Raw genomic sequence first — 18,911 nt, forward strand, 5'->3', positions numbered from 1 at the left:
ATCGGGCGCCGACTGAGAAGATGTGGCAATGACAACCGCACGCGCGCCGCGCAAGACCGGACAGCCAGGGCGGCCGGGATACGACCTGGACTCGCTCTTGGCAGTGGCGGTCAAGGTCTTCAACGACCGTGGATACGACGGCACCAGCATGGAGGTTCTGGCGAAGCGGCTCGGCATCACCAAGTCCTCGATCTATCACCACGTGTCCGGCAAGTCCGAGTTGCTCGAACTCGCGCTGTCGCGGGCTCTCAATGCACTGTTCGCCGTCACGACCGAAGATCGGGCGACGACCGGGCGATACATCGACCGCCTCGAATACCTGGTGCGACGCAGCGTGGACATCCTGTGTGCGGAACTGCCCTACGTGACGCTGCTGCTGCGAGTTCGCGGCAACACCGACGTCGAGCGCCGGGCCCTCGCCCGTCGACGCGAATTCGATTCCTTCGTCACCGGGCTCGTGGTCGCCGCCGCCGAGGAGGGCGACCTGCGTCCCGGTGTCGACCCGGCGCTGGCGTCGAAGCTGGTGTTCGGCACGGTCAACTCGCTCATCGAGTGGTACCGCCCGCGCACCGGCGGATCCGTCCAGGAATTGGCCGACGCCGTGGTGGCGCTGACCTTCGACGGCCTGCGCCGCACGTAGCAACGCAAGTCTTGACTTCTCGGCGTTCGACGGCGATGGTAATTACCGACCGAACGTACGGTGAGATGGAGGCGTTGTGAGCAGACTTCTGGAAAGCTATGCCCAGGGCACGTGGTATTCCGCGACCGACGAGGGAACGCCGCTGCTGAGCGCAGTCGACGGCAGCGAGATCGCCCGGGTGTCGTCCAGCGGCCTCGATGTCGCAGGCATGATCGACTACGCCCGCACCGTCGGAGGGCCCGCACTCGCGGCCCTGACGTTCCACGAACGCGCGGCGCTGCTCAAGCAGTTGGGGCTGACACTGCTGGCCGGCAAAGAGGAGTTCTACCAACTCTCCCGGCACACCGGAGCCACCGTGCGAGATTCCGGTGTCGACATCGACGGCGGATTCGGCACCGTACTGAGCTACGCGAGCAAGGCCCGACGCGAACTCCCCAACGAGACGGTCTATCTCGACGGCGCCATCGAGCAGCTCGGCAAGAAGGGCACCTTCCTCGGTCAGCACATCTACACCTCGCGGCGCGGTGTCGCCGTGCAGATCAACGCCTTCAACTTCCCCGTCTGGGGCTTCCTCGAAAAGCTGGCACCAGCGTTCATCGCCGGTGTGCCGTCGATCGTCAAGCCCGCCAGCCAAACTGCATACCTCACCGAGCTGGTGTTCCGCCGAATCATAGAGTCGGGCCTGCTGCCCGAGGGCTCGGTCCAGCTGCTCTGCGGCAGTGCACGCGGTGTACTCGACCACCTCGGCGGCCAGGACTCGGTGGCGTTCACCGGATCAGCCGATACCGCTGCGACCCTGCGCTCACACCCCAACGTCGTCGGCGAGGGACTGCACTTCACGGCCGAGGCCGACTCGCTGAACGCGTCCATCCTGGGTTCGGATGTGACACAGAGCGATCCGGAATTCGATCTGTTCGTCAAAGGTGTCTTCACCGAGATGACAGCCAAGGCCGGGCAGAAGTGCACGGCCATTCGCCGTGTGCTGGTTCCGCGGGACTCGGTCGAACCCGTCATCGAGGCGCTGAAGGCCAAGCTCGACAAGGTGGTCGTCGGTGACCCGCAGGACGACGGCGTCACCATGGGAGCGTTGGCCAGCATCGAACAACGCGACGAGGTCCTCAAATCCATTCGTGGACTGAGCAAGTCCGCCACGGTGGTCTACGGCGACCCGGAGACCGTCGATCAGCGAGCGGGTGCGTTCATGGCACCGGTGTTGTTGAAGGCCGGCGACAAAGCCGCCACCGAACCGCACGAGATCGAGGCCTTCGGTCCCGTCTCGACCGTCATCGGATACGACAGCACTGCAGACCTGCTCGATCTGGTGGCCCGCGGAAAGGGTTCTCTGGTCGCATCTCTGGTGACCAAGGACTCTGCGATCGCCCGCGAGGTCGTGCTGGGCAGTGCGCCGTACCACGGCCGCATCCTGGTCCTGAACTCCGAGGACGCGAAGGAATCGACAGGCCACGGCTCGCCACTACCGGTTCTGGTGCACGGCGGTCCGGGCCGAGCGGGCGGCGGTGAAGAACTCGGTGGTATCCGCGGCGTACTGCACCACATGCAGCGCACCGCAATTCAGGGAACCCCTGACGTCCTGACGGCGGTCGGCAACAAGTGGGTCACCGGCGCGCAGCAGACGACCGGAGACGTTCACCCGTTCCGTAAGAACCTGGGCGAGCTGAAACTGGGCGACACGATCATCGGTGGTCCACGACAGGTCACCCGCGCCGACATCGATCACTTCGCCGAGTTCACCGGCGACACCTTCTATGCGCACACCGATCCCGAAGCTGCAGCGGCCAATCCGTTGTTCGGTGGAATCGTCGCGCACGGCTACCTGGTGGTCTCGCTGGCAGCCGGTTTGTTCGTCGACCCGGCACCGGGCCCCGTCCTGGCGAACTTCGGCGTCGACAGCCTGCGCTTCCTGACGCCGGTGAAGGCCGAGGATTCATTGACGGTGACACTGACCGCCAAATTGATCACTCCGCGTCAGAGTGCCGATTACGGTGAGGTGCGTTGGGACGCAGTGGTCGTCAACCAGGACGGTGACCTGGTCGCCACGTACGACGTGCTCACTCTCGTCGCGAAGCCCGAGGCCGCGTCATGAGCGTGCGAGTAGCCGTCTGTTACGGAATGCCCGAGGACCCAGCCGCCTTCGATCGGCACTACGCCGAGGTGCACGTGCCCCTCGCTCGCGCAGTTCCCGGCCTGGTCGACTTCACCTGGGGCACGCTCGACTCGCTCGACCAGTCCCCGCCGCCTTACTACGCAATCGCAAGTCTGTACTTCGCGGACGAGGCGTCGATGAAGGCAGGATTGGCTTCGCCCGAGATGACAGCGGCAGGCAAGGATCTGCGCAACTTCGCGACCGGTGGCGTCACGATGTTCACCCAGGACGAGCATTCGGTGTTGCAGCCGTGACCGATTCGCCTATTGCGCGGGAGATGTTCGAGGTCGATGCCGCGTCTCGCAAGCTCGGAATCGAACTGATCGAGCTGTCACCCGGGCATGCCAGGATGTCGATGGTTGTCACCGAGGACATGGTCAACGGATACGCCATCACCCACGGCGGCTACGTGTTCCTGTTGGCGGACACCACATTCGCGATGGCCTGTAACTCTCACGAGGACTCGGCCGTCGCGGCCCGCTGCGACATTCGTTACCTGCGTCCGACGAAGACCGGCGACGTCCTCGTCGCCGACGCCGTCGAGCGTGCGAGGTTCGGCCGCAACGGCATCTACGACGTGTCGGTGACGTGCCGAGACGAGCTGATCGCCGAATTCCGAGGTGACAGTCGCACGATAGCGCGCTAGCGATCCAGCGCGTGGAAGTACTGTGAGTCGGTGACCACTGCAGACCTGTCGGCGCTGGCAGACGCCACCGCCACTGCGGTGGGTGGTGCTGTGTCGGTGATGGACCCGCAGGGCTATGTGGTGGCTTATTCGTCGGTGCCGGGGCAGCCGATCGACGACGTGCGACGCGACGGCATCCTGGGCAAGCAGGTCCCGGCTCGATACATGGTGCATCACATCGATCCGGACTTCCGGCGCAGCTCGACCGTTCACGTCGTCGATGTGGCCGGTGCGCTACCGCGTCTGGCAGTAGCGGTCTCGTCCGACGGCGAGTACCTCGGCTCGATCTGGTGCATCGTGTCCACGGCTCCGTCCGGCCCACCCGATCGCGGGGCGGTAACCGCATTGACTCGCGCGGCCGCTGCTGCGGTGCCACTGCTTCTTGCTCGACGTCGTCCGGCCGGATCCGGTAACGCCAGAGCACGTGCGTTGTTGACCGACCCTGCCGTCGTCACTTCACCCGGTAGCAGCTTCGCAGTAGTGGCAGCAAGGGTGGACTCGGCGCAGCCCGAGTCCCTGTTGGTGCAGCTCGGGGGTCTGTTGGAGCTCACATTTGGCGGTGATGCCGATTCCGGGTTCATCGTCGACGACCGCCTCGTGTTCTTCGTGGTGGCGAGGGACGACGATCGCGGTGTCGCCGAGGAGGCCGAGGAAGTCCGACGGCGGGCGGAAGTGGCATTCGGTGTGCCGGTGACATTCGCGATCGGGGGGCCGCATGCGCGGCCTGCGGTGGCGCGGAGTCACGCACACTGGACGCTCGATGCGATCGAGAACGGTTCGCACACCACGACTTTCGAGCAGAGCCGAGTGCCGGTCACCCTGAAGAGGGCGTCCGATGCGCTCTCGGACGTACCGCTGGCGATTCCGGCTGTCGAACGAATGCTCTCCTACGACGCTGCCGAAGGTACCGACTACGGCGCGACGGTACTTGCCCTACTCGCGAACGAATCCAACGTCGCCGCAGCGTCGGCATCGCTGTATCTGCACGCCAACACCTTTCGCTATCGGTTGCGGCGGACGAGGGAACTCTTCGATCTCGATCTCGACGATCCCGATACCCGATTGCTCGTGTGGATGACGCTCCGGCTCAAGGCCGGACGGTGAGGACCTTCCCCGGATTGAGCAGGTAGTGCGGGTCGAGTAGTTCCTTGATGCCACGCTGCAGTTCGGCTGCGACCGGATCGAGTTCGGTTTCGAGGAGTTCCCGCTTGAGCAGCCCGACTCCGTGTTCCCCGGTGATGGTTCCGCCGAGTGAGAGCGCGAAGGCTGCGATCTCGTCGAATGCTCGGTGAGCCTTGGCCAACGATGCTGGATCGATGGGGTCGACGATGACCGTCGGATGAATGTTGCCGTCACCGGCGTGGCCGACGACGCCGATGACGATGCCCAGCCGGTCTGCGACCCGACCCACCTCGTCGATCATCGTGGCAAGTTGCGAAATGGGTACGGACACATCGTCGACCAACGGTGAACCCAGGCGCTCCAGCGCGGGGTAGGCCAGTCGACGGGCCTGAACGAGTTGCTCCGACTCGACCTCGTCCTCGGCTACCGCCACATCGATCGCACCGGATTCGGTACACAGCGCGGCGATGGCCTCGAGTTCCTGCACTGCACCGTCGCCGATGTCGGACTGGGCGATCAGCACTGCCGCGGCGTCGGTTCCGAAATCCATCCGCGCGTAGGCGTCGATCGCGGCAATCGTGGTGCGGTCCAACAGCTCGAAGAGGCTCGGGGTGATACTCGCCGCACGAATCCGCGATACTGCCTCTCCTGCAGCGACGGTGGACGGGAAGGTTGCGGCCATGGCCAAAGGGGTAGCGCTGGGGAAGTCGAGGCCGACGGTGGCCTCGGTGATGATGCCGAGAGTTCCTTCCGATCCGACGAACAAGTCCGCAAGAGACAGGCCTGCAACACCCTTGACGGTGCGGCGACCCACGAAGGTTGCCCGGCCGTCGGCGAGTACGACACGCAGCCCACGCACGAATCGTGCGGTGACGCCGTATTTCACGCAGCACAAGCCGCCGGCGTTGGTGGCGATGTTCCCCCCGATCGTCGACGCCTCCCAGCTGGATGGATCAGGGAGGTACGTCAAACCCTGTTTCCGGGCAGCGTCTTTCAGTTCCTTGTTCGTCACGCCGGGTTGCACGACCGCGACGCGGTTGACGACGTCGAGATCGACGATCCTGCTCATGCGGCGGGTGTTGAGCGCGATGGCTCCGGCACTGGAATTTGCAGCACCGGCCAGGCCGGTCAATGCACCCTGCGGCACGACGGGAATGCCATGCGCCGATGCGATTTTCATGATCGCCTGGACGTCGGACTCGGTGGTCGGCAGTACCGCGGCGAGCGGAAGCGTGGATTCGCAGAGGGCCGCGGCGTCACGTCGATAGCTCTCGAGGATGTCGGGATCGGTCACCACCGCGTCGGAGCCGAGCGCGAGTATCAGCTCTCCGACGGCTGCGGAATCGACCGTCGACGTTGGTGCAGTCATGACTTCGAGTATGACCTTCCATCACTGCCCGCGTCTGCGTCGATTCGCACGAACCCGAAAGCTTCGATCGGTGAATTCCGACGAAGTGCGTCCAGCGGCTTGTCATGTCCGCTGCCACCTTGACAAACTACGGTGGCGCCGGTCACGGTAATTACCGACCGAATGGACGGTGAGTTTCATTCGATTCGTCGGTTTCCGACACTGCCGCTGTTCCTACCCCATGACACTCCGAACCGTCGCTCTCCTGTCCGAGCGCCGGAGCCCGAACGAAACGAGACAAGTCGATGTCAACACAGGTCGAGACGCCCATCGGGGTGTCGCGCGAGCATCGCCGCGCCGCGATGGCCAGCATGGTCGGAACCACGGTCGAGTGGTACGACTTCTTCATCTACGCGCAGGCGGCGTCGCTGATCTTCGCCCAACTGTTCTTCGCGCCCATGGGCCCGTCCGGGCAGCTCGTCGCCTACGTCACCATCGGCATCAGCTTCGTCTTCCGGCCTCTCGGGGCCATCGTTGCGGGGTACTTCGGTGACAAGATCGGTCGCAAGAAGGTCCTCATCGCGACCCTCACCCTGATGGGTGCGGCGACCGTCGGTATGGGACTGCTGCCGACCTACGCGACCATCGGCATCTGGGCCCCGATCATCCTGATCGTGCTGCGCATCCTGCAGGGATTCTCCACCGGCGGCGAGTGGGGCGGCGCGGCGCTGATGGCCGTCGAACATGCCCCGAAGGGCAAGCGCGGAATCTACGGTGCCGCAACCCAGATGGGCGTTCCGCTCGGCATGCTCATCGCGGTGGGAACGTTGGCGTTGTGCACCGGCTTGCTCAGTGAAGAGCAGTTCGAGGCCTGGGGCTGGCGCATCCCGTTCCTGATCAGCTTCGTGCTCATCCTCGTCGGCTTCTACATCCGACGCCGCGTCGAGGAGACTCCGGTGTTCAAGGAGCTCGCAGAACGCAAGGAGCGCAACCACACTCCGGTTCGTGCACTGTGGCGCACCAACAAGAAGCAGGTCATGCTCGCTGCGCTGTCGTTCATCGGCACCAACGGAAACGGCTACATCATCGTCGGCGGTTTCATCGTGGCGTACTCGACGCGTGAACACGGACTCGCTCGCGTGGACGTGTTGGTGGCCAGCTTGTTCGCGGCCATCGTCTGGGGTGTGTTCACTCTGCTCGGCGCGCATCTGTCCGATCGCTACGCCCGAACCACCATCATGAACCTCGGTAACGCGGCAATGGTGTTGTGCGCCATCCCGTTCTTCTTGCTCGTCGACACCGGCGAATTGCACTGGATCTACGTGGCCCTCGGTCTCTTCGCCGTCGGCCTCGGGCTTTCGTACGGACCGCAGCCGGCTCTGTACGCCGAGATGTTCCCCGCAGCAGTCCGATTCAGTGGAGCATCCATCGGCTACGCGATCGGCACCGTGCTCGGTGGAGCTTTCGTTCCCACGATCTCCGAGGCACTGTTCAAGGGAACGGGTACCTCGATGTCGATCTCGATCTACCTGATGATCCTGGCGGCCATCTCCTTCATTGCGACCTCGCGAATCAAGAACCGACGAGACGAGGATCTGAACGTCTGACGCATCCACGACGAAGCCCCGAAACTGCTACGGTTTCGGGGCTTTCGTCGTATGCGCACAAGACCGACCGCAACGGCTGGAGTCGACGCGGAACCCGGGTAGTGGATGAGACCGCATAATCGTCGGCACGCTCAGCGCCGAGTGCACTTCACGCCGACCGCGTGCGGCCACCCTGTCTGAATTCGCTTGCGCTCTGTTCGTGACGGCGAGGCATGTGACGCCGACGATCGGCGCGGATCGCTGCGATGACCAGAGCGACTGTCGCGGCGACAACGCACAGCCAGCCGAGCCAGAGTAGACCGCCGATCGAGGTGGCTACGCCCGCACCCCCGAACACGACCGCGACCGCGACAAGACGGTTGACGTGATGTGCTCCCGGTTGCCGGACGAGGCTCGAGACGAGAACGAGCCCGATGACGGCGAGGACAAGGCCCACGATGATGTAGACGTGCGGCCGGTCGCTTCGAGTAGTCAGAAAGATCAGTTCGTCCGGGTTGACCATCTGGAAGAGGGTGACTGCTACGCCCGTCGCAGCAGCAATCCCACAGACCGTGCAAGCGTTACGAACCGCTCTCCCGCTTCGCAGCCACACAGCCACCACCGCAAAGGGCGTCACCCATACGGTCAACGCGAGGTAGACCGGCCACAGCTCAGACGGTGCGACCGAGGCCGCAGGCTCGTACAGACTTCGGTCCGGAAGTATCCATGTACCGGTGAGCGTCAGCCAGGCGGCGGGAACGGTCCATGCAACCGCGGCCACCCATGACAGCGCCCCCCGTTTGCCGACCATCGCCGCGACCGCCGACACTCCGACCCAGATCGCGATGTAGAACACGATCACCGCTTGTGCCGTATTCACTCGTCTCCACAGCCCTCTCACGCAGTTGTCCGGTCTGCAGATTCCCCTCACACAGTAGTTCGGTCTGTTGCCCCGCGCGTATGGTCTCACCCGCCGAGCACCTCCCCGTAGTTGACCTTCGACCAGGTCGAAGCCGGACAATAAGAATTGCCGTCCGCACGAGACTCAGATCCGTAAGGAGCTACACCGATGACCGACACCCCCGCCGCATCCGACCCGACAATGGAAGCGATCAGCCAGGCGGTCACGCTCGGACGCAGCGGTGACACCGATGCGGCCCGCCGCGAGCTGCTGGCCCTCTGGAAAGAAATCGGTGCCGCCGGCGACCCGTTTCACCGCTGCACCCTCGCTCACTACCTCGCCGACCTCCACGAGAACTCGGCCGAAGCGCTGATGTGGGACACCAGGGCCCTCGACGCCGCCGACGCACTCTCCGACGAACGCGCCCGCCGTCACCACTCGTCGCTGAGTGTCGCGGGCTTCTACCCGAGCCTGCACCTGAACATCGCCGACAACCTACGGCGCAGTGGTGCATTCGACATCGCGGCCGAGCACCTTCACCTTGCAGAACAACACGCCGCCGCACTGACCGACGACGCATACGGCGTCATGATTCGCACCGCCATCACCGAGGTCCGCGAGGCAGCCCGGCGGCACGACACCACGCGGCGACCGTCCGCACCGGGGCTTGTACTCGTGAAGATTCGCAGGGCAATGCCCGTGATCGTGACAGACGACCCCGCCGCCGCGCGCGAGTTCTATGAGACGTATCTCGGTTTTCGCGTCGCGATGGAGGAGGACGGCATGCTCATGTTCGCGTCGATGAGCACGCCGACAACACAATTGATCGTCGCATGGCACAGTCCGACTGCCGTGGATCCCGAAATCACGTCAGTCGACATTTCGATGGAGGTCGGCGATGTGGACGCGGCCTACGCTCGAGCCAGAGCGGACGGGCTGGAGATCGTGAGGGAGATGCGTGACGAAGTGTGGGGCATCCGCCGGTTCTTCGTACGCGACCCTGCGGGTCGCGTCATCAACGTGGCCAGTCACATCTCGTAACTTCCGAAGCCGCGATGGGCTCGTTCAACCCGTCCAGGGCAGCCTCCTCGAAAACCGTACAGCTACCAGGACGAGCGACGCCGTGACGCGTCCACTGCGAGGCTCGGAGCCTTGGGGAGTTCAGCTGTGCGCGTGCAACGGTTGTCCAGACAGTGCCATCATTGCCTCACCGAGTGCCTCGCTTTGCGTGGGGTGAGCGTGCACGAAGCTGCCGACCTCCGAAGGCAATGCCTCCCACGCAACCGCGAGTTGTGCCTCGCCGATCAGCTCGCCCACGCGGTCACCGACGAGGTGAACGCCGACAACCGGGCCGTCGTCACGGGCTCGAACCACCTTGACTCCACCTGCAGTAGCCAGAATTCGACTCTTGCCGTTCCCTCCGAGGTCGTAGACCACCGACGTCACCGTGCCGTACTTCTCCTCCGCGGCCTTCTCTGTGAGACCGACCGATGCGACCTCGGGGTGCGAGTAGGTCACGCGCGGAACGACGTCACCGTCGATACGCGCAGGCGAAAGGCCGGCGATGTGCTCGGCGACGAACATGCCGTGCTGAAAACCTCGGTGCGCCAACTGATATCCCGCCACGATGTCGCCGACGGCATAGACGCCGTCTGCTGTGGTGAGCAGATTGTCGTCGACAGCGACGAAGCCGCGTTCGGTGGCGATGCCCTGCTCGGCCAGACCCAGACCGTCGGTACGGGGTCCACGGCCGACGGACACCAGCACGAGATCGGCAGTAAGGGTGTCCCCGGAGGACAGTGCCACCGCAACGTCGTCGGGAGATTCGCTGACTGTCTCGACCTTGGTACCGGTACGAATGTCGATGCCGCGCTTGCGTAATGCCTTGGCCAACTGCTTCGAGGCCCATTCGTCCTCGCCCGGCACGATCCGATCGAGCGCCTCGACGACGGTGACCTTGGCACCGAACGATGCCCAGATGCTGGCGAACTCGATGCCGATCACGCCGCCGCCGAGCACGACGACCGACTCCGGAACCCGATCCAGGGATAAGGCCCCGTCACTCGTGAGCACGCGCGGCCCCAGTTCGATACCCGGAATGGTGCGTGAATACGACCCGGTGGCGAGAACCAGCGAAGCCCCGGTGATGCGCCGACCCTCCACCTCGACGGTGCGAGGTCCGACCACCTGGCCACGGCCGGACACGATCTCGATGCCCGGACGCTTCAACAACCCCTGCAGCCCCGCGTACAAGCCTGCGACCACACTGCGCTGATAGTCGAGTGCAGCAGGCATATCCACGCCGGTCAACGAAGCAGTGACGCCGACATGCGCCGAGCCGCGGACCGCGTCGGCCACCTCGGCGGTGTGCAGCAGGGCCTTGGTGGGGATGCACCCGCGATGCAGGCACGTGCCACCGAGCTTGTCCTCCTCGATCAGGGCCACGGACAGGCCGAGCTGTTCGGCTCGCAGGGCGCAGGAGTACCCACCTGATCCACCGCCGAGGATGATGACGTCCACGTCGCTCATCGGACGGATCCCAATGCCACGACGGGGTTCTCGACGAAATCGGCAACAGTGCGCAGGAATCCGCCCGCCACTCCGCCGTCGCACACTCGGTGATCGAACGCCAACGACAACTGTGCGACCTTGCGCACGGCCAACTGGCCGTCGACCACCCAGGGACGGTCGATGATGCGTCCGATGCCCAAGATCGCGGCCTCGGGATGGTTGATGATCGCGGCCGAGCCGTCGACCCCGAACACTCCGTAGTTGTTGAGGGTGAACGTTCCGCCGCTCAGTCGAGCTGCGGGGAGAGAACCGGTCCGTGCGAGTTCGGTCAACTCGGCCAGCCGCTCGGAGAGTTCCTTCAGATCGGCCTTGTCTGCCTGCGGCACAACGGGAACCATCAACCCGCGATCGGTCTGCGCGGCAATGCCGAGGCCGACGTTCTCGTAGCGCAGGATCTCGCCGGCTGCGGTGTCGACCGTGCTGTTGAGCTCCGGGAACTTCGCCAACGCGATCATGGTGAGTTTGGCGAGGACCGCCAACAGCGTTACCTTGACTCCGTCGATGGAGGAGTCGAGGTCGCGTCGGGCCTGCAGCAGAGCCGTCGCGTCGACGTCGACCCAGACGGTCGCTTCGGGAATCTCCGCACGACTACGAGAGAGTTTGTCTGCGATGGTCTTACGGATGCCGGTGATCGGGATTCGCGTGACGCCCTCCGGCGAGGATGTAACGGTCGAACCGGCCAAGGCTCGTTCGACATCCGCGCGGGTGATCACTCCGTGGCCGCCCGCTGTATCGATGCTCGCCAGATCGAGCCCACCCTGCAACGCCATGCTGCGGACGATGGGGGAGAGCACCTTCGGTGCATGTGAGATGTGCTGCGCAGTGGTGCGGTTAAGTGCCTCAGGGGGCACTTTTTCAAGCCACTGCGGCGGAGCCGCACTTCGCCGACGCCGTCCGGTAGGGCCGTGTCCCGTGCCGTAGCCGATGAGCACATTGCCCGAACCGGCGCGTTCTTCCTCGCGGTACCGCTCGTGGGCAGCAGGCGTATCGGCGATAGCACCGCCGGTGATGCTGATCAGGGGAGCGCCGACGGCAAGTGAGGTGCCCTCGGCCGCATGCAGTTCGCCGACAACACCCTCGAACGGGCAGGGCACCTCGACGGAGGCCTTCGCTGTCTCGACCTCGACGACGACCTGATCGATGGTGACGGTATCGCCCGGCTTTACCTTCCACTCGACGATCTCGGCCTCGGTCAGTCCCTCACCGAGGTCGGGGAGCAGAAATACCTGCATGCTCATACCGTGACCGCCTTGCTGAGATCCGGGGCGTCGTTCCACTGCAGTCGGTCCATCGCGTCGAGTACGCGGTCTGCGGACGGCAGGTGAAAGTGCTCGAGTTTCGGTGCAGGGTAGGGAATGTCGAGTCCGGTCACCCGCAGGACCGGAGCGTGCAGGTGATGGAAGCAACGCTCGGATACCCGTGACGCGATCTCCGCGGCGACGCCGGAAAAGCCCTGTGCTTCCTGAATCACGATGCAGCGTCCGGTCTTGCGTACCGAGGCTGCAACGGTCTCGTCGTCGAACGGATTGAGCGATCGCAGATCGATGACCTCGACGCTCCGACCGTCCTCGGCTGCGAACTCTGCCGACTGCATGGCCACCGACACGGTGGGTCCGTACGCGAGAAGCGTGACGTCGGTACCGGCACGGCGCACGACAGCGGTGCCGATCGGCTCGGTCTTGGTCAGCTCGATGTCGTCCTTGGAGAAGTACAGCCGCTTCGGTTCGAGAAAGATCACCGGATCCGGGTCGGCGATGGCGTCACGCATCAGTGAGTACGCGTCGGCGACGGTGGACGGGGAGACGACTTTCAATCCCGGGGTGTGCGCGTAGTAGGCCTCGGAGGAGTCGCAGTGATGCTCGACGCCGCCGATACCGCCCGCAAACGGGATACGAATGACCATCGGCGCAGTGAGTGAGCCCCTGGTTCTGTTGCGCAGCTTGGCAACATGGGACACGATCTGCTCGAAGGCGGGGTAGGCGAAGGCGTCGAACTGCATCTCGACTACGGGCTTGTAGCCCGACATCGCCATCCCGATCGCGAATCCCACGATGCCCGATTCGGCGAGCGGGGTGTCGAAGCAGCGGTCGTCACCGAAGTCGCGGGTCAGTCCGTCGGTGACGCGAAAGACGCCGCCGAGCGTGCCGACGTCCTCGCCGAAGACGACGACCTTCTCGTCCTCGGTCAACGCGTCGCGCAGGGCGGCGTTGAGGGCTCCGGCCATGGTGATCGTGGTCATGACAGTTCTCCTGCAGCGATTTCGGCGGCGACCTGATTGCGTTGTTCGGTCAGGCCGGGGATGGGGGAGGAGTAGACGAACCGGAACAGGTCGTCGGGGTCGACGTCCTGCTCGACGTTCATGCCGGCGCGAAGTGCCGCGGCGTCGGCGTCGGCGGATAACGTCATCTGCTCGCGGAGCTCGTCGGTGAGGATTCCTCGGCCTTCGAGGTAGGAATCCAAGCGCGAGAGCGGATCTCGTGCCAGCCATCCTTCGACCTCGTCGGCCTTGCGGTAGCGCGTGGCGTCATCGGCGTTGGTGTGTGCGTCCATGCGGTAGGTGTGCGCCTCGACGACAACCGGTCCCTTGCCTGCTCGGACGTACTTCACGGCCTCGTCCATCACGGCCATCATCGCCACGGGGTCGTTGCCGTCGACCTGCTCGCTGCCGATGCCGTAGCCGACGCCCTTGTGCGACAACGACGGAGCTGCACTCTGACGCGCGAGCGGAACGCTGATCGCGAATCCGTTGTTCTGGACCAGGAAGATGACCGGGGCTCGGAACACCGCGGCGAAGTTGAGGGCCTCGTGGAAGTCGCCTTCACTGGTCGCGCCGTCACCGCAGAACGCGAGGGCGATGGTGCCTCGTCCCTGCTTGGCCTCGGCGTAGGCGAAACCGGTCGCGTGCAGCAATTGTGTTGCCAACGGAGTGCATTGGGGAGCGACCTTGTAGGCGGTCGGGTCGTAACCGCAGTGCCAGTAGCCGGCGAGCATACCGAGCAACTCCACCTGGTCGACGCCTCGCGCCGCGAGAGCCATCGAGTCCCGGTACGTCGGGAACATCCAGTCCTGCTCACCCAGGCAGAGGGCTGCGGCGATCTGGCAGGCTTCCTGTCCACGCGAGGAGGGATAGACCGCGAGCCGGCCCTGCTTGGTCAATGCCGTTGCCTGCTGGTCGAATCGGCGGCCGTGCACCATCGAGCGGTACATCTCCAGCAGCCGTTCGTCGGACGGGCGCGCATACCGTGCGGCGCTGTCGACACCTGTCCCGTCGGGTGCGAGATACTGCACGGGACGATCGGCGGGCATGAACTGTTGATAGGACGTTGCCGGAACCTTCTCGACGGTCGTCATGGCGCACTCTCCTGAAATCGGCTTGTACGGCGATTCTGGCCGATTCTGTGAGGAAGAAGTCCTATGGTCGTAGAATTGCAGACATATGGCTACCGATCCTCGCGTACACCAGCGATATGTCCGATCAGTGCATAGAACGACCAGGTAGGAGCGGACGAATGGACGACGTCTCGAGGCGTGTGGAGTTGGACGACACCGATCGGCGCATCCTCACCGAGCTGACCGCCGACGGTCGGGTCTCGATGCGGGTACTGGCCGATCGATTGAATCTCTCTCGTGCACATACCTATACGCGTGTCGATCGGTTGAAGGACTCGGGTGTAATCGAGCGGTTCACCGTGCAGGTCGACCATGCGGCGTCAGGGCTGGGGACCTCGGCGTTCATTGCGCTGTCCATCCGTCAGGATTCGTGGCGGACCGTGTCCGAGGGGTTGCGGTCGATGGAGTTCGTCGACCACTTCAGTTTGCTCGGTGGCGATTTCGACGTCTTGGTGCTCATCAGGACTCCCGACAACGAGAGTTTGCGGCAAGTGGTGCTGGAGGGGCTGCAATCGCTCGACGGCGTTCGAGCGACCCGCACGTGGCTGATCTTCGACGAGGACCGAGGTGGTCTGGGACGCACGACGCCGCCCACCGAACGCTGACAGTGGGCGGCGTCGAACAGATCACTTCTCAGAAGTTACCGCGAGCGTCCTGCTCACGCTCGATGGCCTCGAACAGGGCCTTGAAGTTGCCGATGCCGAAGCCGAGCGAGCCGTGGCGTTCGATCAGCTCGAAGAACACCGTCGGGCGATCGACCAGAGGCTTGGTGAAGATCTGCAGCAGATACCCGTCCTCGTCTCGGTCCACGAGAATTCCACGCTTCTGCAGTTCTTCGATCGGTACCCGAACGTTGCCGATGCGGGCCCGCAGTTCCGGGTCCTCGTAATAGGAATCGGGGGTGGCGAGAAATTCGACGCCCGCTGTGCGCAGGGCATCGACCGAAGACAGGATGTCGTTGGTCGCGAGCGCCAGATGCTGTGCGCCCGGGCCTCGATAGAAGTCGAGGTACTCGTCGATCTGCGATCGCTTCTTGGCGACGGCCGGCTCGTTCAGCGGGAACTTCACCCGGTGGTTGCCGTTGGAGACGACCTTGCTCATCAACGCCGAGTAGTCGGTTGCGATGTCGGCTCCGACGAACTCGGCCATGTTCGTGAATCCCATGACGCGGTGATAGAAGTCCACCCACTCATCCATCTTGCCCAGCTCCACGTTGCCCACCACGTGATCGAGGGCCTGAAAGATCCGCTTGGGAGCGCCTACCGGTCGCTGCAGTGTCGACGTCCGCGGCACGTAGCCGGGGAGGTAGGCGCCGGTGTATCGGGATCGGTCGACCAACGTGTGCCGAGTGTCGCCGTAGGTGGCGATGGTCGCAGTCCGCACCGTGCCGTGCTCGTCGGTGATATCGGTTGGTTCGTGCAGTACTCGCGCGCCCTGCGCCCGCGCATGCTCGATGCATCGATCCACATCGGGGACGGCCAGTGAGATGTCGATGACGCCGTCGCCGTGCCGCGTGTGGTGCGCCACCAGGTCGCTGTCGGGATCGACGGCTCCCTTGATGACGAATCGCACTGCGCCCGACTTGAGTACGTACGCGTGGTGGTCGCGTTGGCCTGTCGTCGGACCGGAGTACGCCACCAATTCCATGCCGAAGGCGGACTGGAAGAAATGGGTGGTCTGCGTCGCGTTGCCGACCACCCACACGATGGCGTCCCAGCCGCTGACCGGAAAGGGGTCGCGCTTGTCGTCGTACTCGACCAGACCGACGAGCTGACGCAATTGTTCGGCGTCGAGATCGGCCAACCGTTCGTCGTCGTTGAGGATGTTGTCGAGGCTCATTGAATCTCCCTGTTGCCGAGCTGGCGTCGTGTCGACCAGTTGTTCCGTCGAGCAAAACATCTGGTGGATAGGTCGTCAATCGACCTCCTTTCGACTGTCTCAGCTGTACAGATAGTGCAGACGATCTCACGTCCTGCTATACGATATGCCTACAAAATGCGATGACCACCGAGGTGCATGATGGAACCGACGCTCGACAAGCTGGACCGCGCAATACTCGCTGCGCTGCAGGACAATTCGAGAATCGGGGTGCTCGAGCTGTCGCGGAACCTCGGGGTGGCGCGGGCGACGGTGACAGCGAGGCTGCAACGGCTGGAGGACAGCGGTGTCATCACCGGATACCGACCGCGAATCGGGTTGGCTGCAGCAGGTTACGGGGTTCAGGCGTTCGTCACCTTGGAGATTGCACAAGGTGCGCTCGGCGACGTCGTCGCTACCCTGGAGCAGATCCCCGGTGTCTTGGAAGCCTTCGCGACCACAGGTTCGGGAGACGTGCTGTGCCGAGTCGCAGCTGCGTCCCACGACGATCTGCAACGAACTCTGATCGTGCTCAACCAATCTCGGACCATAGCGCGGTCGACCAGTGTGGTGGTGCTGTCGGAACTGGTCGAGTTCCGAACGATGCCGCTTCTGAACACCGCAGAGACCGATCGAACGCCGAAAGCCCCTGCCTACCGACCCGCGCGGGAATGAGGGCGGTCAGCAGGGGCGTGTCGGTTCGCCGAGTCAGGTGACCGATGGAGCAACCACTGTCAGAAGCCAGACCGTTGGCGGGGCGAGCAGAACGACGAGCCCGCAGTACCCCAGCATCTTTCGCTGGAATCGGACCTTGTCGTCCACTCGTGCTTCGGCCAGGACCATGACACCGTTGGTGGAGAACGGGCTGACGTCGACCACCGTCGCCGAGAAAGCAATGGCAGCAACGAATCCGATGGCACCCAGCTCGCCGGCGGCGAGCATCGGTGCAGCGAGGGGTAGGGCGATACCGATGGTGCCGATCGACGATCCGAACGCCGAGATGATGGCCACCGCGTAGCAGAGGATCAGTGCCGTCAGCAGTGGTGAGCCGAGGGCCGACGCGGCGTCGCCGAGGAATCCCAGTGTGCCGTTCTGTGTCATGACCGTCATGTAGGTCTGGACGCCGCAGACCAGGACCACGGCAGGCCAGGCGATGTTGTCGACCACCTTGGGGTGGGTCTTGGGTGCCAACAGCAGCAGCACCACCGACACGCAGATCGCGCTGACGCCGATGTCGACACCCAAGGTCACCGACAGCAGTACCAGGGCGGCGATGCCGAGGAGCGTGAGGATACGCACTCGATTCAGCGGAACGGGCTGATCGGGAACCGTTGTGACCGATGCGGCTTCGATGGGATCGGCCTCGACTTGCACTGCGGTGCCGCCACCGCTGCCCTCGGGCAACCCGGTGTGGCCCGGACGCGGTCCGGACGGCGTCGGCAGTCCGCCCTCCTGGTCGCGCAGATCCTGGACGTCGAACGCACGCGTCCGGTCTGTGATGAGGTCGCGGCCGAGAACGAGGAAGAGCACGAGAGCGATGAAGGTGTTGAGCACGAACGGGATGAGGAACAAGGCCAGCGGATGTGAGCCGACTCCGGTGGAATCCATCAGGCCGTTGACGAAAGCGCCGTACAGGTTGATCGGGGAGAAGCAGCACGCAAGAGCGCCGTGGCTCACGACCATGCCCATCAGGAAGGGATTGATGTTGTTGCGCTTGGCCAGTGGCATCGCGATCGGTGCCAGCATGCCGACGGCGAGAACGGAGCCGAGGGCCATCAGCAGCCCGGACAGCAGGAACATCATCCACAGAATGGCCCAGCGTCGTCCGCCCACCAGTCGGAGGGATCGATCTATGACGACATCGATGGTTCCGTTGGCTTTGGCGATGGCGAACAGCAAGGTGATGCCGCCGACGATGATGAACGTACTACCGGGGAATGCGTCGATGATGTCGTCGATGGGGATGCCGGATATCGCGCCACCGATGAGGAAAGCGCCGGCGAAGGCGAGTAGACCCATGTTGATGGGAGTGATCGTCGCGACCGTGAAGATGGCGATGAGGGCGACGATCGAGATTGCGTAGACCATGGCTGGCCTTTCGGACGGAGGATGAGGTTGTGCCGCAGAGGAAGCGGCGATGCGCGGGCCGGGGCCCGTCTGATCACAGTGCGGAGGCGGGGGTGGGGAGAGGTAGGGCGCGATCGACCACTGCACGAGCGAGATCGGCAGCGGCGGCCAGAGCGGCAGTGTCGATACCGGTGTCGATTCCGGCGCGATGAAACGTATCCACGAGCTGTTCGGTGGCCAGGTTTCCGTGCGCGCCCGGGGCGAAGGGACAACCGCCGTACCCGGCGAGTGCGCTGTCGAAGTATTCGATCTCGAGGTCGAGTACTGCACGTACCGCTGTGTCGAGGGCCTGATCGTGAGCGTTGTGCAGATGCAGGCTGATTGTCAACTCGGGCAACGCTGTTCGGACGGCGTCGACACCGGTCAATACCTGATCGGTGGTGGCGATCCCCAGGGTATCGGCCAGACCGAGGCTCGAAACACCGGTGTCGGCCATCCGTTCACACACCTCGACGAGGCGCTCGGACGTGATGACGCCGTCGAACGGGCACACGAATGCGGTGCTGACTCCGCCGATGAA

General features: G+C 64.1%; 17 protein-coding genes and 1 pseudogene. 9 read left to right on the forward strand and 9 right to left on the reverse strand.

What is annotated here, in order from left to right; translation table 11 throughout:
- Positions 1–28: 28 nt before the first annotated feature.
- The 5 genes from CH251_RS21205 (at position 29) to CH251_RS21225 (ending at position 4,593) form a co-directional block, all read left to right on the forward strand.
- Positions 29–640, forward strand: a complete 612-nt coding sequence (locus tag CH251_RS21205; RefSeq protein ID WP_094614898.1) for a TetR/AcrR family transcriptional regulator — start codon at positions 29–31, stop codon at positions 638–640.
- Positions 641–716: 76 nt separating this feature from the next.
- Complete coding sequence (gene paaZ / locus CH251_RS21210; protein ID WP_094614899.1) at positions 717–2,744, forward strand: phenylacetic acid degradation bifunctional protein PaaZ; 2,028 nt, start codon at positions 717–719, stop codon at positions 2,742–2,744.
- Positions 2,741–3,058, forward strand: coding sequence for an EthD family reductase (locus tag CH251_RS21215; RefSeq protein WP_094614900.1), 318 nt, complete (start codon positions 2,741–2,743; stop codon positions 3,056–3,058). Before paaZ ends, CH251_RS21215 begins: the two co-directional genes overlap by 4 nt.
- Positions 3,059–3,081: 23 nt before the next feature.
- Entirely contained in the window at positions 3,082–3,450 is a 369-nt protein-coding gene (paaI, locus tag CH251_RS21220; protein WP_094614901.1) for a hydroxyphenylacetyl-CoA thioesterase PaaI, read from the forward strand.
- Between the two features lie 30 nt (positions 3,451–3,480).
- A complete protein-coding gene (locus CH251_RS21225; protein ID WP_094614902.1) occupies positions 3,481–4,593 on the forward strand; it encodes a CdaR family transcriptional regulator in 1,113 nt (370 codons plus the stop codon).
- Here CH251_RS21225 and CH251_RS21230 read toward each other — a convergent pair.
- Entirely contained in the window at positions 4,577–5,980 is a 1,404-nt protein-coding gene (locus tag CH251_RS21230; RefSeq protein ID WP_094614903.1) for an FAD-binding oxidoreductase, read from the reverse strand. The two genes, CH251_RS21225 and CH251_RS21230, sit on opposite strands and share 17 nt — an antisense overlap.
- A gap of 284 nt (positions 5,981–6,264) precedes the next feature.
- Between CH251_RS21230 and CH251_RS21235 the strand changes: the two genes are divergently transcribed.
- The gene (locus tag CH251_RS21235; protein WP_094614904.1) at positions 6,265–7,566 is read left to right on the forward strand and encodes an MFS transporter; all 1,302 of its coding nucleotides are present in this window, start codon (positions 6,265–6,267) and stop codon (positions 7,564–7,566) included.
- A 148-nt stretch (positions 7,567–7,714) separates the two neighbouring features.
- On the opposite strand, the gene CH251_RS21240 is transcribed toward CH251_RS21235, so the two are convergent.
- Positions 7,715–8,425, reverse strand: coding sequence for a hypothetical protein (locus CH251_RS21240; RefSeq protein ID WP_143537855.1), 711 nt, complete (start codon positions 8,423–8,425; stop codon positions 7,715–7,717).
- A gap of 189 nt (positions 8,426–8,614) precedes the next feature.
- Between CH251_RS21240 and CH251_RS28300 the strand changes: the two genes are divergently transcribed.
- Positions 8,615–9,487, forward strand: a complete 873-nt coding sequence (locus tag CH251_RS28300) for a VOC family protein (RefSeq protein WP_094717027.1) — start codon at positions 8,615–8,617, stop codon at positions 9,485–9,487.
- A 120-nt stretch (positions 9,488–9,607) separates the two neighbouring features.
- Here CH251_RS28300 and lpdA read toward each other — a convergent pair whose 3' ends face one another.
- From lpdA to CH251_RS21265, 4 genes are read right to left on the reverse strand one after another with little or no spacing between them, the layout of a single operon-like run.
- Positions 9,608–10,975, reverse strand: coding sequence for a dihydrolipoyl dehydrogenase (gene lpdA, locus CH251_RS21250; RefSeq protein ID WP_094614906.1), 1,368 nt, complete (start codon positions 10,973–10,975; stop codon positions 9,608–9,610).
- On the reverse strand, positions 10,972–12,255 hold the full coding sequence (locus CH251_RS21255) for a dihydrolipoamide acetyltransferase family protein (RefSeq protein WP_094614907.1): 1,284 nt from the start codon (positions 12,253–12,255) through the stop codon (positions 10,972–10,974). Before CH251_RS21255 ends, lpdA begins: the two co-directional genes overlap by 4 nt.
- Positions 12,252–13,256, reverse strand: coding sequence for an alpha-ketoacid dehydrogenase subunit beta (locus CH251_RS21260; RefSeq protein ID WP_094614908.1), 1,005 nt, complete (start codon positions 13,254–13,256; stop codon positions 12,252–12,254). Before CH251_RS21260 ends, CH251_RS21255 begins: the two co-directional genes overlap by 4 nt.
- The gene (locus CH251_RS21265) at positions 13,253–14,368 is read right to left on the reverse strand and encodes a thiamine pyrophosphate-dependent dehydrogenase E1 component subunit alpha (protein ID WP_094614909.1); all 1,116 of its coding nucleotides are present in this window, start codon (positions 14,366–14,368) and stop codon (positions 13,253–13,255) included. The genes CH251_RS21260 and CH251_RS21265 overlap by 4 nt, the downstream gene beginning before the upstream one ends.
- Positions 14,369–14,526: 158 nt before the next feature.
- Between CH251_RS21265 and CH251_RS21270 the strand changes: the two genes are divergently transcribed.
- Positions 14,527–15,012 carry an Lrp/AsnC family transcriptional regulator gene (locus CH251_RS21270; protein WP_094614910.1) on the forward strand — a complete coding sequence of 162 codons (486 nt, stop codon included), beginning with the start codon at positions 14,527–14,529 and terminating at the stop codon, positions 15,010–15,012.
- Positions 15,013–15,040: 28 nt separating this feature from the next.
- Here CH251_RS21270 and hppD read toward each other — a convergent pair whose 3' ends face one another.
- Entirely contained in the window at positions 15,041–16,246 is a 1,206-nt protein-coding gene (hppD, locus tag CH251_RS21275) for a 4-hydroxyphenylpyruvate dioxygenase (protein ID WP_094614911.1), read from the reverse strand.
- 177 nt (positions 16,247–16,423) lie between these two features.
- Here hppD and CH251_RS21280 point away from each other — a divergent pair, with 177 nt between their 5' ends.
- A complete protein-coding gene (locus tag CH251_RS21280) occupies positions 16,424–16,939 on the forward strand; it encodes an Lrp/AsnC family transcriptional regulator (RefSeq protein WP_094614912.1) in 516 nt (171 codons plus the stop codon).
- 33 nt (positions 16,940–16,972) lie between these two features.
- Here the strand turns inward: CH251_RS21280 and CH251_RS21285 are convergent, their stop codons facing one another.
- Positions 16,973–18,352, reverse strand: coding sequence for an SLC13 family permease (locus CH251_RS21285; RefSeq protein WP_094614913.1), 1,380 nt, complete (start codon positions 18,350–18,352; stop codon positions 16,973–16,975).
- Positions 18,353–18,425: 73 nt separating this feature from the next.
- Positions 18,426–18,911, reverse strand: a pseudogene (locus CH251_RS21290) (hydroxymethylglutaryl-CoA lyase); the annotation flags it as partial.

It is taken from the genome of Rhodococcus sp. 06-462-5, from assembly GCF_002258315.1.
In the GTDB taxonomy this organism is placed as follows: Bacteria; Actinomycetota; Actinomycetes; order Mycobacteriales; family Mycobacteriaceae; genus Rhodococcoides.